We start from the raw sequence: 19323 nt of genomic DNA on the forward strand, positions 1-19323 counted from the left end.
GAGTGCCTCACCGTGAGTTTTTTGTACAACATACTTCCTGCTTTTTGTCAAGCTCTTTTACTGGACTGGCGCTCTAGCACTGGCTGCGGGTTTTGAGAAATCGGCGGCACCGGCTGCTGTTGGGACAATGGTACCGGTGCTGCTACTGGCGCAATTGCTACTGCACTGGGCGGTGGTGCCGGTACTGGCATTGCGGGCGGCACGGCAGGGTAGTTTGCCGCTGTCATCCCCGGCGCGATTGCGCTAGGAAAAGTTGCAGAACTGGCAGAAATACCTTCAGCATTTAGCTCTTTAACTGCTTGACCTCTGCTTTGCCCCAGAGAAGCTAATTGCGCCCAGCGCTCGTAAGGGTCTACTTTTTCTGGTGAAGGCGACCGGGGTGGTGGCGCAGGTCGAAGTGCCAGCAGTGCGGGTGGCGACACAGGGCGCGGTAATGGCGTCGGACGAGGGCGAGGCGGGGGCGGTGCAGGTGGCTGTGCAGGGCGCGGTAACGGCGGCTGTGGAGGAGGAATGGTCTGTACAGTCCTTGGCGGTGGCGGATTAAAGTTTTGAACCTGCCTTGGGGTTTGAGACCTTCTAGCGGCTGGTGCAGGTTTTGGTGCAGGCGTCGGTTTGGAAGCAGGGGTCGATCGATTTTTAGGTTCAGGCGGCTGAACTTCTAGCGCCCGCTGCTGATCTTGAAATGCCAGCCGGCTTTTTAGTTCTCCTGACGAGTCAGGAGAAACTTGAGTCGGTTTAGGGTTCGGCGTTTTTGCCTGTTGGCGGATGGGTTTAGGAGCAAAGAACACAAACCAAAAGAATCCCAAGATGCCGAGAACTGCGCCAGTACCCATTAATACTGAAAACGTCCGAACTTCGGGCTTCTCAGAAACAGAGCGGGTTTCTGCTCCTTCGCTGTCCTGTTTAATTCTGTGCTCGGAGGCCAATAATTCATCGGCGTCTCCGTCATGCCCTGCCAATTCTCTTTCCTCCTCACGGCTCAACTTTTTGCCATTGCGGATAGCGCCATTAGGAGCGTTAGCTGCCTGAAAACCGTTAGAACTGTTGGAAAAGTTATTGGCTCCATTAGAGGAGTTGTTGCCATTAAAACTGTTGGAAAAGTTATTGGCTGCATTAGAGGAGTTGTTGCCATTAAAACTGTTGGAAAAGTTATTGGCTGCATTAGAGGAGTTGTTGCCATTAAAAGGGTGGCTAGTTGTGCTGCTAGGCGGCGTACTGTAGGAACTTTCTTCAATTTCATCGGGTTCGCCATCAAATTCGCGCCAATTTTGAAGTTCTTTTTCGTTCATGTTTTTATCTGCTATTAATTGGGTTTAAATTCGGTAATTTTGTTGATTTCTAAGCCCGCCGAGCGAAGCTCATAAACTTTTTGTTCAAAAGCTGAGGCTTGGCTACCTAGCGGCGGGGTTTGGATTTCTACAGCTTTGATTCGGAAAGTGCGATTGAAAGGAATTCTTTCATCGATTCCTGACGTGCGATCGACGAGCAACCGGGTAGCAATCATGTCAATTTCCCATTCGCCCGGACGGACTTCTCTGGGTTCGGATAAAAAAGAAATGATGACAGTTGCTCGCAATTGACCCGTAAAAACTTTATTGGGGACGAGTTCAGCTATGTCAGGGAGAGAAGCTTTGCCAAAATTTGGTTCTAGGAGTAACGAAGCAAAATAACTGCTGGTAGGAACTCGTTTGGAATTGACTTTAATTCCAGAATCTGTATCGTTAGTTCCTGGTATTTTATTGTCCCAGTTGAAGGTTAACTCTGCCCAAGTTTTGACAAAATTTTGGATAACTGAGGGATACCGAAAAAACCGATCTCGTTCCGCTACATAGTAAGTTTGACCGTTGATTAGCTGGACTTGCGTTGTCTTCATAGCAGCTACCGAGTTGATTCGGTACGCGACGAACAGGTGCAGAATTAGGGAGAGGATATTCACTCCAGTTAAGATGAGGAAGCACAATGCCAGTAGATTTTTAGCTTCTGGCAACAATGCAGTTTGTGAAAATCTTTGTACCTTCATAAAACCTTTCGGTAAGTGTGAAAAACTCGTAGTTGTAAGTTAGGGAGAAAACACGGCACGAGTAGCTTTAGCTACTTTCTAGTCCTGGCGCTAAAAGCACCTGGGGTTAGTGACCGAATAATTAGTAATTCGCCATGAGTAATTCGCAATTTTTCATTAAAGAAACCGAGCGCTGAAATAATTAGTATTTCGGGATTTCTCATCAGTAATTTATAATTCAGGATTAAAGAAACCGAGCGCTAATTCCGAAATACTAATTATCAAAAAACGAATTACTTTCACTACCCCGCATTTATGCGTGGGTAATTACGAATTCTCAATTCCGAGTTACATTGACATCACTTAAATCCTTTGTTCATTGCCAAATTAGCGGCTGCTCCTATAGCGTTGCTCAAAACATCGACGAGTTGTTTGGCATTGCTAGCGATGCCGCTGTAAAGGGCAATTCCTCCTCCGCCGGCGATTAATAGAGCTAATCCGGGTGCGAAAATGCTGATTAAAAAGAGAAAGGCAACATCGCTAGCTAATTCGGCTCCTGAATTGACTAGCACGGTGGCTGCCAATCCGACGACGATGTTGTATCCAAGTTGGACGCCAAATAAACTCAGAAATCCAGTTGCCCAAGCCCAAATCGGTCGGCCCTGCAAGGGAAGTAGCGACAGCCCCATCGCGATCGGCGAAAAGAGTGCTGTTAGTAAGAGCGCTGCTTCAAGGATGTTGACAAACGCCCACTGGATGCTATATAGAATGAATCGGATGATTGGCACTGCTTTTTCTCTAAACACTGAACCGGGGTCAGTTATAAAAGTCGCGGCATCTTGAGCAGCGCCGGGCAAGCTATTATTCCAGAGGATTTCAGCAAAAGCCCGCAGCGCTTGCAGAGGGGCTGAGCCGGCGGCTTGCCTCTCTGCTTCGCTAACAATTTTCTGAGCAGCTTCTTGCTTGGAATTCCAGCAAGTAACCAGTTCTTCTCCTACTTTATTTCGGCATTCGCCGTAGAGATTTTCTAGTTGTTGCCGGCCGATGTTGCTGATAGTGACGTTGGCGATCGCGTCCCTAAATGTCATTTCTCCTAGTTGCGCTTCGAGGACACCTTGGACTTGTCTGTAAGCAAAGCTCCTGGTAAAAATGACGGTATTTGCTAGCAATTTGCCGTTAGCGCCGAGGAACAGCATGATCACGAGCGGCCAGACGAACAGTGCTGCCAGTTCTGACCATGACTGCTTTTCGATAATGTCTTTCCCGCTGCTTAGAGTTAAGAAGAGGATGCTGACGGCTGCTAGGGTGATGCCGAGCGATACTAGACCGACCCACAGCCCAGAAGCGATCGGGTCAATCGTGCTAATCCAAACTTTATCCCAAGATTCTGAGGTCGTCTTAGCCAGGTTAATTGACTCGCTAACGATGTCCAAGGATGACCCTTCTGCACCACTTGTCGGTGGTGTAATTTGTGCTAGAAATTCTCTCATTTGTTTATGGGAAAAACTTCAACTTTGTATTCAACAACACGGTCAGTCTGCACGCAAACTAGGCAATAGTCATCGGTGATGTCTGCTTGCTCCCCAACTTTGCATTCAAGCCAGCCGTGTTAGAAGCGCTTGACAAATTTTTTAAGAGCGATGCTTGACAAATTTTTTAAAAGCGATACAGTCAACAGCTACGCTCAATTTGTGTTGTCAAAATCTTTGCTAAGCCAAGAGATTATCGCCGATTCAATTTAACGGCTCGGAGTATTAATCGGGAGCGGCGAACCTGTTAGTTGAAATCGGAGTTGTGTTGCTGCCACTCGGTTTTCCCAAGTAGCCGCCGCCGGGGAGCATCAGCATTCCCGCCTGGTAGCTGGCTTGGTTTCCAGACGCAGTGCTGCCTCGGCGATCGCCCGTGTTGATCGCGGATATTTCCTTAGCAGCTTGCGACAGCAGCACGTTATTAATGGCCCGATCTGTGCGAGCTTGCTGAGCTTCCTGTAAATTTCGCATCTGGACTTGTGCGCCCAATGCGGTCTGCTGCGAGAGGTTTTGGAGAATTTGTTGAGTAACGTCGAGGCTCTGCGATTCTTCGCCCAATTGGACGTTTTGTTCGGTATCTTGTCGAGTTGCTTCTAACACTTGGAAGCTGTTGTTTTGAGCTTCTTTGCTGAGGGTTGCTCCGTCAGCTATGCCGATAGCGGCGCTGCGCTGAGCTTGAGCGTCTAAGTCAGACATGATGGTATATGAACCTTTGCCGTCTAATTTGCTCGACTTAGTTTCGAGTAAATCTGACAGTTTCGTTCCTTCTGTCTGGGATGTTGGAGCTTTAATAATTTGGCTGCTGACTTGGCTCAAATCAGGAATTTGGATAGCTCCGAGAGAAGAGGAAAGGAGTTCGTTTAAAGAGCCAAATAGCTCGTTTTGCACGAAACCTTGGATGTCGCCGATAAAATCGTTGACTTGTTTGAAAACATCTTCAATGGGAGCTAAGAAACTTCCCGCAGTTGGGGCTGGATATCTCACAGCCGATTCTTGTGTACTTGGGATGAAAGCGTTTGGGGCTGGAGCTTTCACGGCCGCTTCTTGTGTACTTGGCACGAAAACGCTTGGGGTTGGAGCTTTCACAGCCGTTTCTTGTGTACCCGGTACGAAAGGAGGAGTTGCTTGAGCTAAACTTGGTCTGACTTGAACGATTAATTCCAAGCTGGCTAACAGGGAAACTGCTGCTAGTTTTGTAGCAGGTTGCTGCATCAATTGAAGTCGATATTTCATGGGAGTTATTTTGGTAGTTTTGCAAAAAATTGAGAATTATTGCTGTGAAAGTCGGATGCCATTTTTGGCTGAGCATTGGCAGCTATGGTAGTAATTTCTAAATTTTGACCAATGTGGTCGAAGCCTTTTCCTTCTTTCACTGCTGCAATGTATTCTTGGGTGAAATGCTTTAGCCCTTGAAGCTGCCCTTTGAGGGTAGGAGGATATTGAGCCATGATGCGATCGCGGGCTTCTTTTTCATTTTGGTTGTTAGCAATTGATGCCAACATCATCTCTCCGGGGTAGAATCGCGATCGCCAAAATCTTCCTCCTTTCTCAATCAGCCAGCACGAGTAGAGGTCAGCAGCCCTTGGCAGAAAAGATTCCGTTGCATTTGAACTGATAATTTGCGGGTCGTACCCCAAATATTTGTGAGCGGCTGCCACCCCAGAATTGGTTATTCTTCCGGTAATTCGGTAGACCATATTTTGCAGAATTTGTGCTCCTGCGGAACATTCGCATAGGGCATCAAAATCTTGGCTCAATAGCAAGACAGCTATGCCATCTTTTCTGCCAGTGGCGCAGAGTTCGCCGACAACTGATGCAAAACCATCTTTTTTGAGTAGGACGCTCAATTCATCTCCAATAAATAAGCTTTTGGGGTGAGAAAGAGCGTTGCGGATGCAAGCAGCATGGGCGTTAATTGCCATTAAATAGGCATCTTGTTCGTTAGACAGTCCCGATAGGGCAAAGAACTTAACAGCAGGTTCCGGCGAAAACGTGCTGGGCTGACCGATCGCTTTTCCCAAGCGGGATGTTAGCAAAGCATTTCCTTGGCTGAGGATTTGATTGATAGCTAGCCTATCCAGTTCTTCAAACGATTTGAGGTTGAGCCTTTCTTTGCTGCAAAACCTCAGCAAATCTTGGAGAGTTGGCATTTGCTGCCATTCGGGAGATTGCCACCCTCTTTCAAATGCCTTGTTGTAGCGAGCGATGATTTCTGGATCTCTAAGGTACATATCGAGCATTCGCAGGATAATTGAATCTACCCGCTGGGCTAAGTGGGGATGGTGAATTTTGCCCATTGCGATCGCCACCAGAGCTTTGCGGATAAATTCTTTCCAAGATTCCATCCGCCGCTCTCTTTCGGCTTTGTCGAACTTGCGGAGGTCTGGCGGTTCTACTAAATTGCTAGATCCTTGACTGATGTCGTAATATGCGCCTTGGTCGCCCAAAAGTTCCATATTTCCCAGGTAATGTCCTGCTCGGGTATGAGTTTATGGTATAATTAAGGAAGTTTCATCAGCTTAGGGATACGCTTATCTTAAAATTATGATAAGTAAAAATAGAGTTTCTGAAGTTAAACAGAACTTCTATCCCATCTCATATTAATAGGAGAAAAATAATTTTATGCGACTTAGCTCTGTGTTTATTAGGTTTTACAAGTCTTTTAATATTGACCTTGATAGAAAGTTTGACAATGGTGCAACCCGTTTCCCTTGGGAGATTATTAAATCAGATGATAATAACGTAGAAATGTTCTATCCTTACATAAAAATTGATATTCAATCAGACATTACAGCGATTGTTGGTGCTAACGAATCAGGAAAATCACATCTTTTAACTGCTATAGAAAAAGCAATTCATGGCAAAGATTATCAGGGTAAGGAAATTACAGTTAGAGACTTCTGTCGCTACTCTGAACGATTCTCTGTTGTACAGCGTCGTTCAAGAATACCTGATTTGGGTACAGAATGGGTAGATTTATCTCCGAAAGAATCTGAAACTATTGATAAGTTAGTACCACTAGAAAAAAACAAAAAACGAAAACCTATAGAGCGATTTTATCTTTTTCGCAATAACGGCAATGAGTTGACGATTTACTTACCAAACGGTACCTCTTCACAAGATGGTAGCAAACAATACCTCGAAACAAAGCTCAATCCCAGCGAGAACAAGACAGTTTTAGATTTATTGCCAAAGACCCGGAGATTGGAACGTGATGTAAAATTGCCATCAAGAATTCCTATCAAGCAGCTTGTTATGAGAATTCAGGAGAAAGTTCAAAAACAGCCAGAAAATTTAGGCTTCAATCGATATGAAGTAGCTTCCACCGGAAGTAGAAAAGAAATGCTGGATTTATCCGAGCAACTATTACAAGTCTCCAGAGAGATAAGCGAACATACCTTGACTCCTGGCAATCTCTCTTCTGATTGCCTCAATCGTTTAAAACAGACAGTTTCAGCTCTTGATGAAGTTCGTACTAATTCTAATACTGAACAACAAAATAGCATTGATTTAGCTTACAAATTAATATGTAAAGTCGCTAAGGTGACTCCAGAGGCTTTAATAGACCTTGCCGAGGCCATGCAAGATGATGATTCTGGCAATACGCAAGCCTTAATCGATCATATAAATCGTCAATTATCATCTAACTTAAATTTTCCCCAATACTGGGTTCAAGATAGCAAGTTTAGCTTGGTAATTTCTGCAAAAGATCATGACTTAGAGTTTAATATTATTGACCGTACTGGAACTAAGTATTCTTTTGAAGAACGGAGCCAAGGATTGCAATATTTTCTCGGCTACTTCATTCAACATCGTTCCTATGAGCTACCTGATAATAAGTCGGAAATTATTCTCATGGACGAACCTGATACTTATTTATCTAGTCAAGCTCAACAAGATCTTTTAAAAATCTTTGAGGAAGTAGTAGTTCCCAAAGATGAAAAACCTAGTTCTCAAGTGGTTTACGTTACTCATTCACCTTTCTTAATTGATAAAAATCATTCGACAAGAATTCGTGTATTGCAAAAGGGAAATGATTATGAAGGAACTCAACTGGTAAAAGGATGCTCCCAAAATCATTATGAACCTTTACGCTCGGCATTTGGCTCATTTGTTGCTGAAACTGTCTATATTAGCCATTGTAATTTGATGGTAGAAGGTCAGGCAGATCAAGTGCTTCTTGCTGGTGCTGCAACCTATTTACGCTCTCTTCCCAAAGTAGCTAAAGACACTGAAAGCTTAAACTTAAATACAATTACTATTGTTCCATCAGGAGGAGCTAAAAATATTGTTTATTTAACCTATTTAGCACGCGGAAGAGATAAGGAACAGCCAGCGGTGATTGTTTTGCTTGATAGCGATGGAGAAGGCAACGAAACTAAAAAAATTTTAATTGGTAAAGAATTTGCTCCTATTAAGTCTGTGTTACTCAAAAATACATATATTTTGCAAATAGGCGATCTAAAAAAATATGAGGAATTTAAAATTTCTGAAGGCATCAATTTGTTGGCTACGGAAGATTTAATTCCTTTACCTATCGCAATTAAAGCTGCTCAAAAATTTGCCTTAGAGATTTATGGTATTAGAGATTTGAAAATTTCAGAACAGATGGTACTCGAAAAAATTCAAGAAAAAACATCTCTACTTGAAGCATTAAATTTATGTTGTAATAGTTACCTCAAAAAGCAGTCTGAAGAACAAGAATTATCTACGATTAAAAAAATGTCTATGGGAAAAGTTGCCTTTGCTAAAACTGTAATAGAAACAGTAAAAGAATTAAGAGAGGAATACGGTAAAGATTTTTCATCCGATAAAAACCTCGATCAATTTGAATGCAATTTTAAAATTTTGTTTAGGCAGATCAATACAATGAAACAAGAAGCAGAACTGGAGCGAAGTGAAATTCGGGCTTCTGAAAAAATAAAAAATCATGTTCAAAGTTTCCTCGACGAACACCCTTCTAGAGCTACCCGCGAAGATGGGCACAAATTCTTAAAAAAATTAAACTCACTTTTAGCCTCAGATGATAGAAATGAGGCACAACAACTTAAAGATAGAATAGAAAAAATTTATAAGGATTACGAACTAAATCTGGATCAAACAGAAGCTATTAAGGAATATGACAAGTTCAAGGTAGATATACAAGGCTTGTGCCATCCACAACAAGGAAGGAAAAGTGAAATTCAACAAGAACAGCAAGAGGGGTTATCTGTTTCAGAGGAAACTGAACATTCTGAAAGCACGAAGTGAGTAAATGAAAGCCTCCATTTCTTCAACAGCAATATGGCACTGCCGAACGTCTGGTGGCTTTCCTTTGACCAGAACGGCATCGAACACTTGTGCGTCACCTTGGCGGGGGTCAATTCCTATCAGTTGTTTTGACCCGTCCGGCAGATCCAGGATTTCAAATTCGTATTTGACTGCCCCGGTCGTGCCGTCTTCGCGACGTGATTCTTTCCAAGGAAATACTGGATCTTTTTCCCCGGTAAAGCGTTTGGGGAAGGTGTCCTGAAACTTTTCAACTAAAGCCTAGGCAGTTGCTAGCTTGTTGTATTCTTCTTCCGACTGAGGCAATTTGAAAATGGCTTCTCTTTCTTCGGGAGTTAGTTTGTCCCGATCCGGCTCAAATTTCCAGCGAGATCCATTCTTGGTTCCCGAAAAAATTTCGGTATTATCGCTGCCTTTTACGACAACTTTAACTTCGTTGTTTTGAGCAGTTACATTCAAGCTGCCGCCACCATCAAAAGCAATACCCGATTGGGGAGACTGCCCCGTAGCGAAAGCATAATTGACTAAGCAATCTGCTACAGTTTCTCGCTGCTGCTGTATTTTTGTTTGAGCTACCATTTTACTAAGAAGATCCTCTGGTTCGCTTTCCTCCTTGTTGATACTGTTAGGTGCAGTAACGGTTGGCTGAATTTTTTGACGAGTTTCTGGCCCTTGTGAATTAGGATTAAATTCTGATTCAACAGGCATCTGAACGGTCATTTTATGTTCCAGTTTGTCAACGATACTTTCAAGGCGATCCAACCTCTTTGAGAGGTGGCCTAAATAGTCTTGAATTTGGTCTAGCTGTTCGCTGATGCTGGTATCTTTATCGAGCTGTAGAGGCTTAGATTTCTGGGAGTTTGGGTTGAGCTTGCTCTCTAGATCGTCAATTTTTTCGCCAATTTGAGCTGCCTTGGTTTCGGGATTGTTGATTTTAACTCCCTCGGTGACCTTGGCTTCAATGTCGCGATCGCTTCTCTGAGGCTGGCTCGTTTCCAATTCCTCTGGTTCAGTTGCAGCAGGCGGTTCTAATACCTGCTTAGCCCGTTCAGCAAGTTTTTCAGTGCGTGTATCTATCGCCTCTATGCCGGAAATGACATCAGCGTGTTTAGCACGAGTCGCAACTCGGTCGGCGCGATCGTTTAATGAGTCAATTTGTTCGAGAACTTTTTCGAGTTTTTCTGCCTGTTCCTTTTCCCTCGCTCGTTCAATGTAATCAATTAGATCTCCAATACTCTTGGCTCCAAGTAGACCCATTAAAGAGACAGTTTGGACGGTTAAGCCACTTACGGTTAATCCGTTAATTTCGCTTCCCATAGAAGCGACACTTGCACCTTGACGATCGGTTTCTTTTAGAACAGTTTCAAGGGTATCGAGGAAGGGATATTTTGCGTCGGGCTTTTCAGCAACTTTTTGCTTGAATTGTCCGTTATCATTCTGATTGAGAACGCTGCGATTTTTAGCTATCTTGCCCAATACACCATTGGAGATAGGAGTATCTTCATCATCAGAAAGTAGTTCTTCAATATTATCTTCTTCCTCCTTTTTTTGCGTTTTGCTGGCATTTTTTTGAGAAGCTACTGACTTTCCTAGCTGGCGTTTGGACTGCGATGACTTGCGAGTTTGCGTATGGTGGCTGGGAAAGTCTGCATCTTCTTCTAAATCGCTTAAGTCATCTTCCAATTCGCTATCTAGTTCTAAATCGCTTAAGTCATCTTCCAATTCATCATCTAGTTCTTCATCAAATTCTTCGGAAATGCCGTCCTCCTCTAATTCATCACTGGCATCCAGCCCGATTAAGTCCATAATTTGGGATGGAGTATAGTAATTGTTATTGTCTTTCGTTTCAACGCCAGCCTGTTTCAAATTTTTAACTAAATAGACACCGCTGGTTCTCTGGCTGGGGTCTTTAGTTAAATAGAAAACAAAGCCAGACACCTCGCCTCCTTTTCCTTCAGTAACTAAATCCATGCTGACACTAGCTTTCTGATTGCCAGAATCATTGATTCTGTCGGGTCGTTTGTTGAAGGATTCAACGAAGTTTTTGAAATCTTCCCAGTCCTCAATGCCACCTTCTTCTTGGATTGTTTCTATGGCAGCATCGAGGGTTTCCTGAATGTGTTCCAGTTTTTTGACGTGTTTGGGATCTGTGGCTGTTAGGACAGACCAAGTACGCTTTGGGGCTGAAAATTGTCTTTTGGAGTTGGGCTTAGTTGAGAGTTTTGCCGCCATTTTTTCTCACCTCCTACGAGGAAAATTGAGGTTATCATTAGGTTTTAGCTTGAACTTTCAGCAGCACTTGAGATTGTCAAACAGGACTATTGGCTAGTTGAGCGATCGCTTTATTGGTAATCCACAAGCGGGGGTATTTGTTCGCAGGTTTCGCTCAAAAGTTCTCTCCTGACTTTCCCTCTTAGTTCTTGGTGATATTCGCCTAGCATTCTGCTGAATTTTTGCAGAACTTCTAGACTTTCTTTGGGTAACTGCCCTGCTTTTACTGCTGTCTCTACACCTTTGGTGATTTGGCAAATGTGCGCGCTCATTTTTCGCAGTTGGACACAAGTTCCTTCATTGATAGCGGGGACTGTGCGGTTAGGGCTAAAAGCGCGTTTGCGCAAGTAGTCAGACAGGTTTTTTTCACCTGCTTCTGCGGCACGCTTCACTAAATCTGCCTTTTCAAAGGTGGTTAGGCGCACTCGGACTACTTCAGTCTTTCCGTTGGGTTTGGAAAGTTTGTTTTTGGGGAAACTTGCAGTTGTAAGCACATCAATTTTCTAGGGCTAACTAATGGTTTATTAAGACCAAGTTAAACAGCAAGGAATTAGGTCAGAGCGGTTGTTAGCATCAAGTTAACTTAATGCTGAGCAACCGATGCTCGCTACAATTTCCTGAACCTTGATGGCAAGGTTTGCGCCGTAATTCATCCATTGCTTTTATTGATTCAATTTTCAGCAATTCTGTTGGAGATGAGGCTGTTTCTTTCGGTTTATGTTTTGTTCGGTCACAAGTCGCATTAGTGAGAAGTTACCAGAGCAGTTTCTATCATCCAGATGGCTGATGGGAGGGTGAATACTGCGGATTGGATTGCTTGTAGCCTTTGACTATGTTGTTGTTTGAAAGTTGGCAAAGTGCATCATTGTTGAGTATGGTTTGCAGCGAATCGTACTTTGTTGTTGAGGACGGTTTCTGGTTTGCGATCGCCGTCGCTCAACAAAGTCTTAATATTTCGTGCTGGAAGTTTAAGCAAGTCTGAGTTGATATTCCCAGAAGAATCGCTCTGTATTGTTCGGGGTGCGACACAAGTATTTCCAAATGTCCAAGTGTGTGTCCATTGCCAAACCTATGACGATATAAGATTCTTCATTGTCTGTCACTGCATCCCCAAAGTTAAAATCCGGTTGCACCCAATTGTCAGGCAGGGCGATCGCATTCGGTTCAGGGGCAGTAGCATTGGTTGGATGCGCCATTTCAGTGGGCGTGTAGTGTTTTTGTGGCATTTGGTCGATTTTAAGGGCAAGTGAGCGCCCTGCTTACTGGCGGTAGCCAGAGTCGGACATAGCGTGCCAAATAGTTTGCTAAACTTATCTACAGTTGATTGCCGAGAAAAAGTTCCATGTTTGCCGTCAAGCGAGCGCTCAAATTGAATAACAGCGAAGCGACCTTGATGGCAAAACACGCAGGATTTAGGCGAGTTGTTTTCAATTTAGGATTGAGCCTGCGAGTCCAAATGTACGGTGAGGGCAATTTTTCAGACTCAAAGGTTATCGGCGAAGTCAAGAAAGTTCTTACCAACCACGTCAAGAAACAACCTGAATGCGCTTGGATGAACCAGTTGTCCAGTCGAGTTTACCAAAACGCTTTGATTGACTTGAAAGAAGCGTTCAGTCGGTATCGTTTGGGGAAAGCCGGCAATCCGAAATTTGCCAGCCGCCGAGACGGGCAATCATTCACGGTTGATTCTTCTAATGGCAAAGTTTTGCTAAGTGCTGGCAACACCATCAAGATTCCTACTTTGGGGACTTTTCGGCTTCACGAGCCACTCCCGTGTGGATTTGCATCTCAAACTTTTACCATTTCAAAAGAAGGAAATCGCTGGTTCGTCTCTTTCTGTGTTGATGCCCAACGCCTGCCAATTCAACAGCCTGATAGTTCTGTAGGAATTGATGTAGGTGTCAAATCTTTTGCCACCCTGTCAAACAGTCAAGTGTTTGATGCGCCAAAACCGCTCAAACAAGCGAAAACCAAGCTTGCTACTTTACAGCGCAAGGCGTCAAGACAAATAAAAGGTTCTCGCAACCAACGCAAAACTTACAACAAGATCGGCAGACTCCACGCACGGATAGCCTGCATTCGTAAAGACTTCCTTCACAAGTTGACGACTTATTTAGCGAAAACTTTCAAGTTAATTAAGATAGAAGACTTGAATGTTAAAGGATTGCTGGCAAATCACAAGTTGGCTGGGGCAATATCCGACTTAGGGTTTTACGAATTCAGGCGACAGCTAGAGTATAAGTGCAAAATGTATGGAGCAAGCTTAGTGCTGGTAGATCGATGGTTCCCCAGTTCTAAGATTTGTGCCAATTGCGGGCATAAAAAAGATATGCCTTTAGCCGAGAGGACTTATGATTGTCCTGCTTGCGGCGTGTCAATAGATCGCGATTTGAATGCTAGCTTGAATATTTTGAATTGGGAACCCAAGGCTATTGGGGGATAGCCTGCTTATCTTGGGATGGCCGACCACCCAACAGCGCAGGAAGTGAGTTCTGAATTGCGACTAAAGATGGCTTTAGTCAAGTTTGGGTAAGTTTTACGAAGCAGGAGAGGTATCCGTCAGCCACTTGTGCTGAAGCGAAGATATGTCGTTGCCCTTTGCACAAATTCTGACAATTGGGCGATTTGGGCGATTTACTCATTTTTACCCCCCTATAACGTCTATTTGACATGGCTTGCTATGCGACTAGCACACTAACTAGGAGGATTCAAGAGGTGTCGGAGTACAAAAAATCTATTTAAAAGCAGCGAAAGTTAATTTAATTTAATTAATATTTGTGAAATTTGGAGGAAAATTTAGGAAATATTAGGGAGAAGTAGGAGATATTAGGGAATATTAGGAAATATTAGGAAACAGAAGGGTTAAAATATAAAGCTTTTTGTGGCTTTCAGTAACAATCGTGAGCTGTTCTTTCTCACAAAAAGTTGCACCCTCTGTGTGGAGGATGCAACTCATGCTTTTTGTTAGCAGGTGCTATTTCTTAGAAGAACCTGACGTTTGTCGTAATATCAGTGGGGTTAGTACCTGAACCAGCGAGGCAACAGAGCGGATTAAGAGAGCGATCGCTAAAATGAGTCAGCGGATTTAGGCTACATCCCTCTAGCTATTGAGACTTGCGATTATGCCTTATCCATTGCTACAGAATTAGGCATCCCATTAGCCCAAGAATGTCAGGAGTTGAAAGAAAAATTGCTGAGCGAACAAACATAAACTGTGACGAATCAGTGGCAAATGTTTAATAGGAGAGTAAAGAGGGATATTTATCAAAATGACTAAATGCGATCTCTCCCATTTTCAACTGACAGCAAACTCAGTAAATTTTCGTTTATAGGGAGCTTTAAACGCTAAAACTATATCTAGCTTAGGAACTCCAGCTTCTACTAATTCGTTAGCAACTCCGATTTCTGTACCATCCCGTTCGATCCAAATTTTGCCATCTTTAATCTCCACGTAGATGATACAGCCAAATACTCGTGTTAAATCTTGCCAACCAATATTAAGAACTTGATAGCGATCGCGTTCCGTATCAAATATCAGTTGGACTTCAGTCTGGCTATTTGACCGATTTTTGGCATGACTTTTAAGAATTGTTTGCACTACTTCACGGTAATTCATTCCTTCCATAGAACAATATCCTCTCGTTCGGGGTTAAAAATAAGCAATTTGAGTTGATGTTCTGCAATTACTCTTTGAATAAATTTACGACTAAAAAATTCATCGTAAATATCAACTGTAATTGCTAAATACAAAGTTCTCTCTGGCTCTGTCAATCTCAAGGCTGAACGGTAGTTGAGGCATTGACCAAGTGCTATGTGAAACTCAGTCACGTCTGACGCTCCTAGAAAAGATTTTACCTCTACTGCTATCTTTTGACCAGTTTTTTCAGCAGCTAGGATTCTCTCTGCTGCTAAGTCTATGTAAAAATCAATATCCTCAGCTTGAATAAATAGAGGATCGTCTGTAATTGTCCACCCATCTTTTTCGAGAGATGTTTTAACTGTATTGTGAAAGAAATCTTTAGCTGACATTAAGAAACTTTGTTTTCAAGCTAATTGTTAGGATAGCACAAGTATACTACAGAGATTTGCGAAGCGAAGCGTTCGTCTAGGACGAGGGTAAAAAGTGGTTTAAGTATAATCCATAACATACTTTTAGCTGTGCGTACAACAGAAGTCAATGGAAAATTTTCCATTGACTCCTAGGCGATCGCCCCCTAATATCAATTCCGGTTAGACCGGAATGATGATCCGTGGTCGGTGGGGGAATGTGGAATTATTGACCTTGACTTTATCATTCCCATCCAACCGGAAACGATATAAAACCCAGCCACCCCCACTCGACTAAACCATTTCCAACTCCCTCGGTTTCGATTCAGTCGCAGGCATGAGAGTAGTTCGGGACTGGGCCAAATCTTTTTCCCGTTCTACAATCATCTCTTGAAAACGAGCCGCTGCTTGCTCTGTCAGGGGAATTTGAACCTCCCCGGTGTGAACGTTGGCTTTAAACACGGTGCGCTTGGACTCGTTTCTGACAAAGCAATCCCCGTTCGGCTGCACGTAAGCCGTCCATTGGTTGTCGCCAAACTTGAAGTGTTGGGTACTATCGGAAGGAAGGTGCGATCGCCGTTGCTTGTATGTTTCCGACACGACGCTAAAGAGCGTGTCTTGCAGAGAAAGCCGCCAGTTTTCAGCTTTAGCGTTAGTGGTGTCGCCCTTTCCGTCATTAACTGCCGTTTCTGGTTTTGAAGCAGGTTCTTGTTGGAATTTGGGCGGTTGGTACGTGCTACTGTTTTGAGCGATTCCGTTTGGGCGGATCGCTGAGCGAATCGCGTTTCCCGCAGGCTTCGCCAAATCAGAAGTCTGAGATACTTCAGGTGAATCGATCGATGGCAATTGAGTTTCAGGCAACCGAATCGATTCGCGATCGACTTTCAGCATAACCGACCTGCCGCCTTTGTCGGGGGAAAGCGTCGCCTCAAAAGTGGTTCCAGGGGGAAATTTAGGACTTTCAGGGGAAAATGTACCCAAGTTTTTCCCGTCCAATTGGATAATGGGAGTGCCTTGAAATCGGTAATATTTCTCGTGAGTGGGAGGTAAGTCTATCGTTCCCACTTGCAGAGTTACTTTCCGATCCTTCCATTTTGACTTGGAGAAATCTTCCTCTGAGTAATCGTTATCGGGATGTTTGACATTGACTACTTCTATTTGATTTACCCGATAATTTGACAAAGCATCGGAGATTTCATCCATGAATAATTTGTAGACAAGTGCGCCTCTACCTGCTTTATCTTGAGACTCAATCCACCGACAATCGACGGGAGGGACGATGAGGAGTCTGGTTTCATTACCGGAGTAGTTTGTTACCTTCAAAGAGTCGGTGTCGATATGGTCGTTGGAATTATCTCCATATTTGGCATCTAGTTTCGCCACCATGCTCTGGGGTAAGTTTTTGAAGGCGAATTCAACTAACGGCAATTCGGGATGAGCAGTAGCTTCGTATTCAATCCCTTTGCTATCGAGTGCGTCTTTCCACTGGTTAGGAAGGTCAATGGTTCTGCCGTCTTTAGTTTTCACTTTCTGGAAAGGAACTTGCAGGACGTACACATCTCGCGGTAAGGCTTCGTGGAGCAATTCGTAGTCTTCTTGTAGGGAAAAGGTAATTTCCAAATCCTCTGCTACCTTCTGGCAAATTGTCCGGTGTTTGCTCAGGTTATCGGAAGTGTGGGTAGCTTGGAATAAGGCATGAGCAGCCCTGGTTTTTCTTTCAGGAGTATCCCAAATTTCGTCAATTTCCGCTCGATAACTGTCATAAAGTTTGCCCATTTCCTCTTTGCGAGTTTTGATATCGCTGCCAGTGCGATCGTAGATAATGCTTTTGTCCTCTTGAAAGCGCTGCACCAGGTCTTTCGCCCATTGCAATTCGTTTTCTTCCCAAGGCAGGTCATTTTCTTTGCTGTGTCGGTACTCGATTCCTCTCTCTACTAAGACATTTTTGTACTCATAGGAAACGTGCAATTCCTTCCCTTCTTTTTCATACTCAATGCCTGCAGCATCCAGTTGCTGGCGATTGTCTTTCGACACGATTAAATGAGCCGGAATTGGGGGAAGAATGTGCTGAAATTCATCTCGGTTGCGGTGGATGAGCCGCGTCTGTTCCCAATAAGGGTTAACGGCTTCTTTGGCTAAGACGTAAACAGGATTGGGAAAGTCGGCGGGCATGGGAAATTGTTTGTACAGTCGATCGTCTCCTTTGTACTGGAAAAAGTAAGTGCAGCTTTTGTGTTTCTCGCACCATTCATCTACTTTTTCTAGTAAAGTGTCGGGATTTAGATTTGTTTTCTCTTTCACTTCTTTGGCATCTTTACCCCGCAGCGAGTTTTTCTGGTAGTCAACTTCGTACTGTTCCATAATGCTGAGAGCAGCGATAAATCGCTTTTGCTGCTTGAGAAATAGCTTTTCATCTTCGCCGGGGTTGGGGAGTGCTGCTGCTACTTTGCCAATGGCTAAGGCGACGATTCCGACTTCATTTTGAGAGCTGGCAACTCCAATTTGTTCTAGGGTGGTAAATTTGCGTTGACCAGCTTTTACTTTACCTTCTCTGACTTCGGGGTCGTCTTCTCGATACCGAGCTTTAGTATAGGGAATTTTCTCCGCTTGTACCACTTCTCCGAAGTCAAATAATCCGTCTTGTGCTGGTAAGATTTGTTGGGCAATTTGAGGGATTTTTCGAGATTCGATGCCAAACGGTTCGTCACCGTCAAAGTCTCCTTGATGGAACTTTTCTAAGTCTTTGGGATTGAACCAAATTACCCCTTTGATTTTCGACATGACACCGCGGGTTTCTTCTGAAATATTTTCCAGGTTTTTTGCGTGTACATTTTGATATATCCTCAGACCATCTTTGTTGAGAATTGGGAATCGACCTTGAACGCATTCTCCTTCTTCTAAATGGTTAGCGCAAACCGTGCCTTTGGGTAAATCTTCGCAGGGTAGAGCCATTGCAGAAGTCATTGATAAAGCTCCCCTGGTTGCCAGATTTCGCCATTTGGATGCCAGCCACCTTTCTGCCATATTGGTGAATTCGGGACTGCCTATCATCAGTCCGAATTTATCGGCTTTGAGCATTTGAATGTCCTGTCTTTCCCGCTTTTTATCCTCGGTACTTTCCTCGCTGTCACCGTTGATTTCGTCGTCAATTGTAGTTGAGAGTTTGTCCTGCTGTTCTTTGAGCTTTTTTTTATTCAAACGCGCTAAAAATGCTTCGCGCTTGTCATAATCTTCAATCATCGCTTGGCGCAATTTCATGGGGTCGCGTTGCAGTGCTGCCAGTCTTTGGGCTTCGGCTTTAGTTGTTGGTACTAAGTCTTGCCTTTGGGCTTCTTCGTCGAACCAAACTCCAGTAGACTGCCAGCTTGTTTGAGTAATGCCAATTTGACTGTTTTTGCGGTTTCCAAGGATGGCTTTTGGTAATTCGTAATCGCCACAGGGAATGAGTTCTTTGAGTTGTTTTTTATTGATGCCTTTGATGCTGGAACGGTCTAAAATAAGTTGAGGTTTGTTCCCTTCAGAGTCGGCGTCGGAGTCGAGTAAATTGTCATCGGGACGGAGCGTTCCTTTAGCCAGAAAGCTGACTTGGGGTGTGGATTCTGTATTTTCTGTATTCCAACTGCTCAGCCAAGCGAAACGAAATTGACTGGCTCGATTTTTCTCGCCGCCGATGCTTTTGAGTAATTCGGAACTGATTGCACCGTGACAGTCTCCGGTTCGATATTTAGCATATTGCGGGTCGGTGAAATCAACAATTTTTACTCGCAGGTTGTCGCATTCTGATACGCCGGACATACAAGTGCTGACTAGAAGGGAACCGTAGCGACAGGCGGTGTCTTTTTCGGTTACGAATAAGTCTCCTATCTTTTTGGCTAGGGTTTCGTCACCAAAGTAATAACTGTTGCCAGATTGAAATATCATGTGTCGCTTAATTCCGTCTTCTGGGTCGTGGATGCTGGCACGTAGTTGGTGAGGGTCAGGATTGGATTTGTCAAGTTTGACTATCATTAATGAGTTCAGTTCGTCTGGTTGAAACATTGCTTGCAGAATGGAGTGGCGCAGGATTTCTGGGTTGTTGAAAAATTTTCCTACATTTCGACCTTTAGCATCAATGTAAGCGGCATCAAAAACGGGTATTTTGAGTCCTTGTTCGGTACAAACTGTGGCGACCATGAGTTGATTTCTCCCTAGAATCGAGGTGTTATAATA

Annotated in this window: 13 protein-coding genes; 2 read left to right on the forward strand and 11 right to left on the reverse strand. The window is 43.8% G+C overall.

Annotated elements, in window-relative coordinates; genetic code table 11:
• Nucleotides 1–47: 47 nt before the first annotated feature.
• From QUB61_RS22030 to QUB61_RS22050, 5 genes are all read right to left on the reverse strand, one after another.
• Entirely contained in the window at nucleotides 48–1289 is a 1242-nt protein-coding gene (locus QUB61_RS22030; protein ID WP_333132153.1) for a hypothetical protein, read from the reverse strand.
• 14 nt (nucleotides 1290–1303) lie between these two features.
• The gene (locus QUB61_RS22035) at nucleotides 1304–2020 is read right to left on the reverse strand and encodes a hypothetical protein (protein ID WP_015211733.1); all 717 of its coding nucleotides are present in this window, start codon (nucleotides 2018–2020) and stop codon (nucleotides 1304–1306) included.
• 338 nt (nucleotides 2021–2358) lie between these two features.
• Entirely contained in the window at nucleotides 2359–3489 is a 1131-nt protein-coding gene (locus QUB61_RS22040) for a hypothetical protein (protein WP_333132155.1), read from the reverse strand.
• 264 nt (nucleotides 3490–3753) lie between these two features.
• The gene (locus QUB61_RS22045; RefSeq protein ID WP_333132157.1) at nucleotides 3754–4761 is read right to left on the reverse strand and encodes a hypothetical protein; all 1008 of its coding nucleotides are present in this window, start codon (nucleotides 4759–4761) and stop codon (nucleotides 3754–3756) included.
• Between the two features lie 5 nt (nucleotides 4762–4766).
• A complete protein-coding gene (locus QUB61_RS22050) occupies nucleotides 4767–5984 on the reverse strand; it encodes a hypothetical protein (protein WP_333132159.1) in 1218 nt (405 codons plus the stop codon).
• A 166-nt stretch (nucleotides 5985–6150) separates the two neighbouring features.
• On the opposite strand from QUB61_RS22050, the gene QUB61_RS22055 reads away from it, so the two are divergent.
• Entirely contained in the window at nucleotides 6151–8778 is a 2628-nt protein-coding gene (locus QUB61_RS22055) for an AAA family ATPase (RefSeq protein WP_333132161.1), read from the forward strand.
• Nucleotides 8779–9057: 279 nt separating this feature from the next.
• On the opposite strand, the gene QUB61_RS22060 is transcribed toward QUB61_RS22055, so the two are convergent.
• From QUB61_RS22060 to QUB61_RS22070, 3 genes are all read right to left on the reverse strand, one after another.
• Nucleotides 9058–11028 (reverse strand): hypothetical protein, encoded by a 1971-nt coding sequence (locus QUB61_RS22060; RefSeq protein WP_333132162.1) that lies wholly within the window; start codon nucleotides 11026–11028, stop codon nucleotides 9058–9060.
• 110 nt (nucleotides 11029–11138) lie between these two features.
• Nucleotides 11139–11561, reverse strand: coding sequence for a plasmid mobilization protein (locus tag QUB61_RS22065; RefSeq protein ID WP_333132164.1), 423 nt, complete (start codon nucleotides 11559–11561; stop codon nucleotides 11139–11141).
• A gap of 474 nt (nucleotides 11562–12035) precedes the next feature.
• Complete coding sequence (locus QUB61_RS22070) at nucleotides 12036–12293, reverse strand: hypothetical protein (protein WP_333132165.1); 258 nt, start codon at nucleotides 12291–12293, stop codon at nucleotides 12036–12038.
• A 116-nt stretch (nucleotides 12294–12409) separates the two neighbouring features.
• Between QUB61_RS22070 and QUB61_RS22075 the strand changes: the two genes are divergently transcribed.
• Nucleotides 12410–13510, forward strand: coding sequence for an RNA-guided endonuclease TnpB family protein (locus QUB61_RS22075; protein WP_333132167.1), 1101 nt, complete (start codon nucleotides 12410–12412; stop codon nucleotides 13508–13510).
• A gap of 852 nt (nucleotides 13511–14362) precedes the next feature.
• Here QUB61_RS22075 and QUB61_RS22080 read toward each other — a convergent pair.
• The 3 genes from QUB61_RS22080 to QUB61_RS22090 all read right to left on the reverse strand — a co-directional run bounded on the left by QUB61_RS22080 (nucleotide 14363) and on the right by QUB61_RS22090 (nucleotide 19287).
• The gene (locus QUB61_RS22080) at nucleotides 14363–14692 is read right to left on the reverse strand and encodes a XisI protein (RefSeq protein ID WP_015211742.1); all 330 of its coding nucleotides are present in this window, start codon (nucleotides 14690–14692) and stop codon (nucleotides 14363–14365) included.
• Nucleotides 14680–15096, reverse strand: coding sequence for a XisH family protein (locus tag QUB61_RS22085; protein WP_015211743.1), 417 nt, complete (start codon nucleotides 15094–15096; stop codon nucleotides 14680–14682). Before QUB61_RS22085 ends, QUB61_RS22080 begins: the two co-directional genes overlap by 13 nt.
• Nucleotides 15097–15408: 312 nt before the next feature.
• On the reverse strand, nucleotides 15409–19287 hold the full coding sequence (locus QUB61_RS22090) for a hypothetical protein (RefSeq protein ID WP_333132171.1): 3879 nt from the start codon (nucleotides 19285–19287) through the stop codon (nucleotides 15409–15411).
• Between the last annotated feature and the right edge of the window lie 36 nt (nucleotides 19288–19323).

Origin of the sequence: Microcoleus sp. C2D2, assembly GCF_036702495.1 — a bacterium.
Lineage (GTDB): Bacteria > Cyanobacteriota > Cyanobacteriia > Cyanobacteriales > Microcoleaceae > Microcoleus.

Coding starts and splice junctions, on each gene's coding strand:
- QUB61_RS22030 (WP_333132153.1), bottom strand. CDS start 1,289: ATGAACGAAAAAGAACTTCAAAATTGGCGCGAATTTGATGGCGAACCC.
- QUB61_RS22035 (WP_015211733.1), bottom strand. CDS start 2,020: ATGAAGGTACAAAGATTTTCACAAACTGCATTGTTGCCAGAAGCTAAA.
- QUB61_RS22040 (WP_333132155.1), bottom strand. CDS start 3,489: ATGAGAGAATTTCTAGCACAAATTACACCACCGACAAGTGGTGCAGAA.
- QUB61_RS22045 (WP_333132157.1), bottom strand. CDS start 4,761: ATGAAATATCGACTTCAATTGATGCAGCAACCTGCTACAAAACTAGCA.
- QUB61_RS22050 (WP_333132159.1), bottom strand. CDS start 5,984: ATGGAACTTTTGGGCGACCAAGGCGCATATTACGACATCAGTCAAGGA.
- QUB61_RS22055 (WP_333132161.1), top strand. CDS start 6,151: ATGCGACTTAGCTCTGTGTTTATTAGGTTTTACAAGTCTTTTAATATT.
- QUB61_RS22060 (WP_333132162.1), bottom strand. CDS start 11,028: ATGGCGGCAAAACTCTCAACTAAGCCCAACTCCAAAAGACAATTTTCA.
- QUB61_RS22070 (WP_333132165.1), bottom strand. CDS start 12,293: ATGCCACAAAAACACTACACGCCCACTGAAATGGCGCATCCAACCAAT.
- QUB61_RS22075 (WP_333132167.1), top strand. CDS start 12,410: ATGTTTGCCGTCAAGCGAGCGCTCAAATTGAATAACAGCGAAGCGACC.
- QUB61_RS22080 (WP_015211742.1), bottom strand. CDS start 14,692: ATGGAAGGAATGAATTACCGTGAAGTAGTGCAAACAATTCTTAAAAGT.
- QUB61_RS22085 (WP_015211743.1), bottom strand. CDS start 15,096: ATGTCAGCTAAAGATTTCTTTCACAATACAGTTAAAACATCTCTCGAA.
- QUB61_RS22090 (WP_333132171.1), bottom strand. CDS start 19,287: ATGGTCGCCACAGTTTGTACCGAACAAGGACTCAAAATACCCGTTTTT.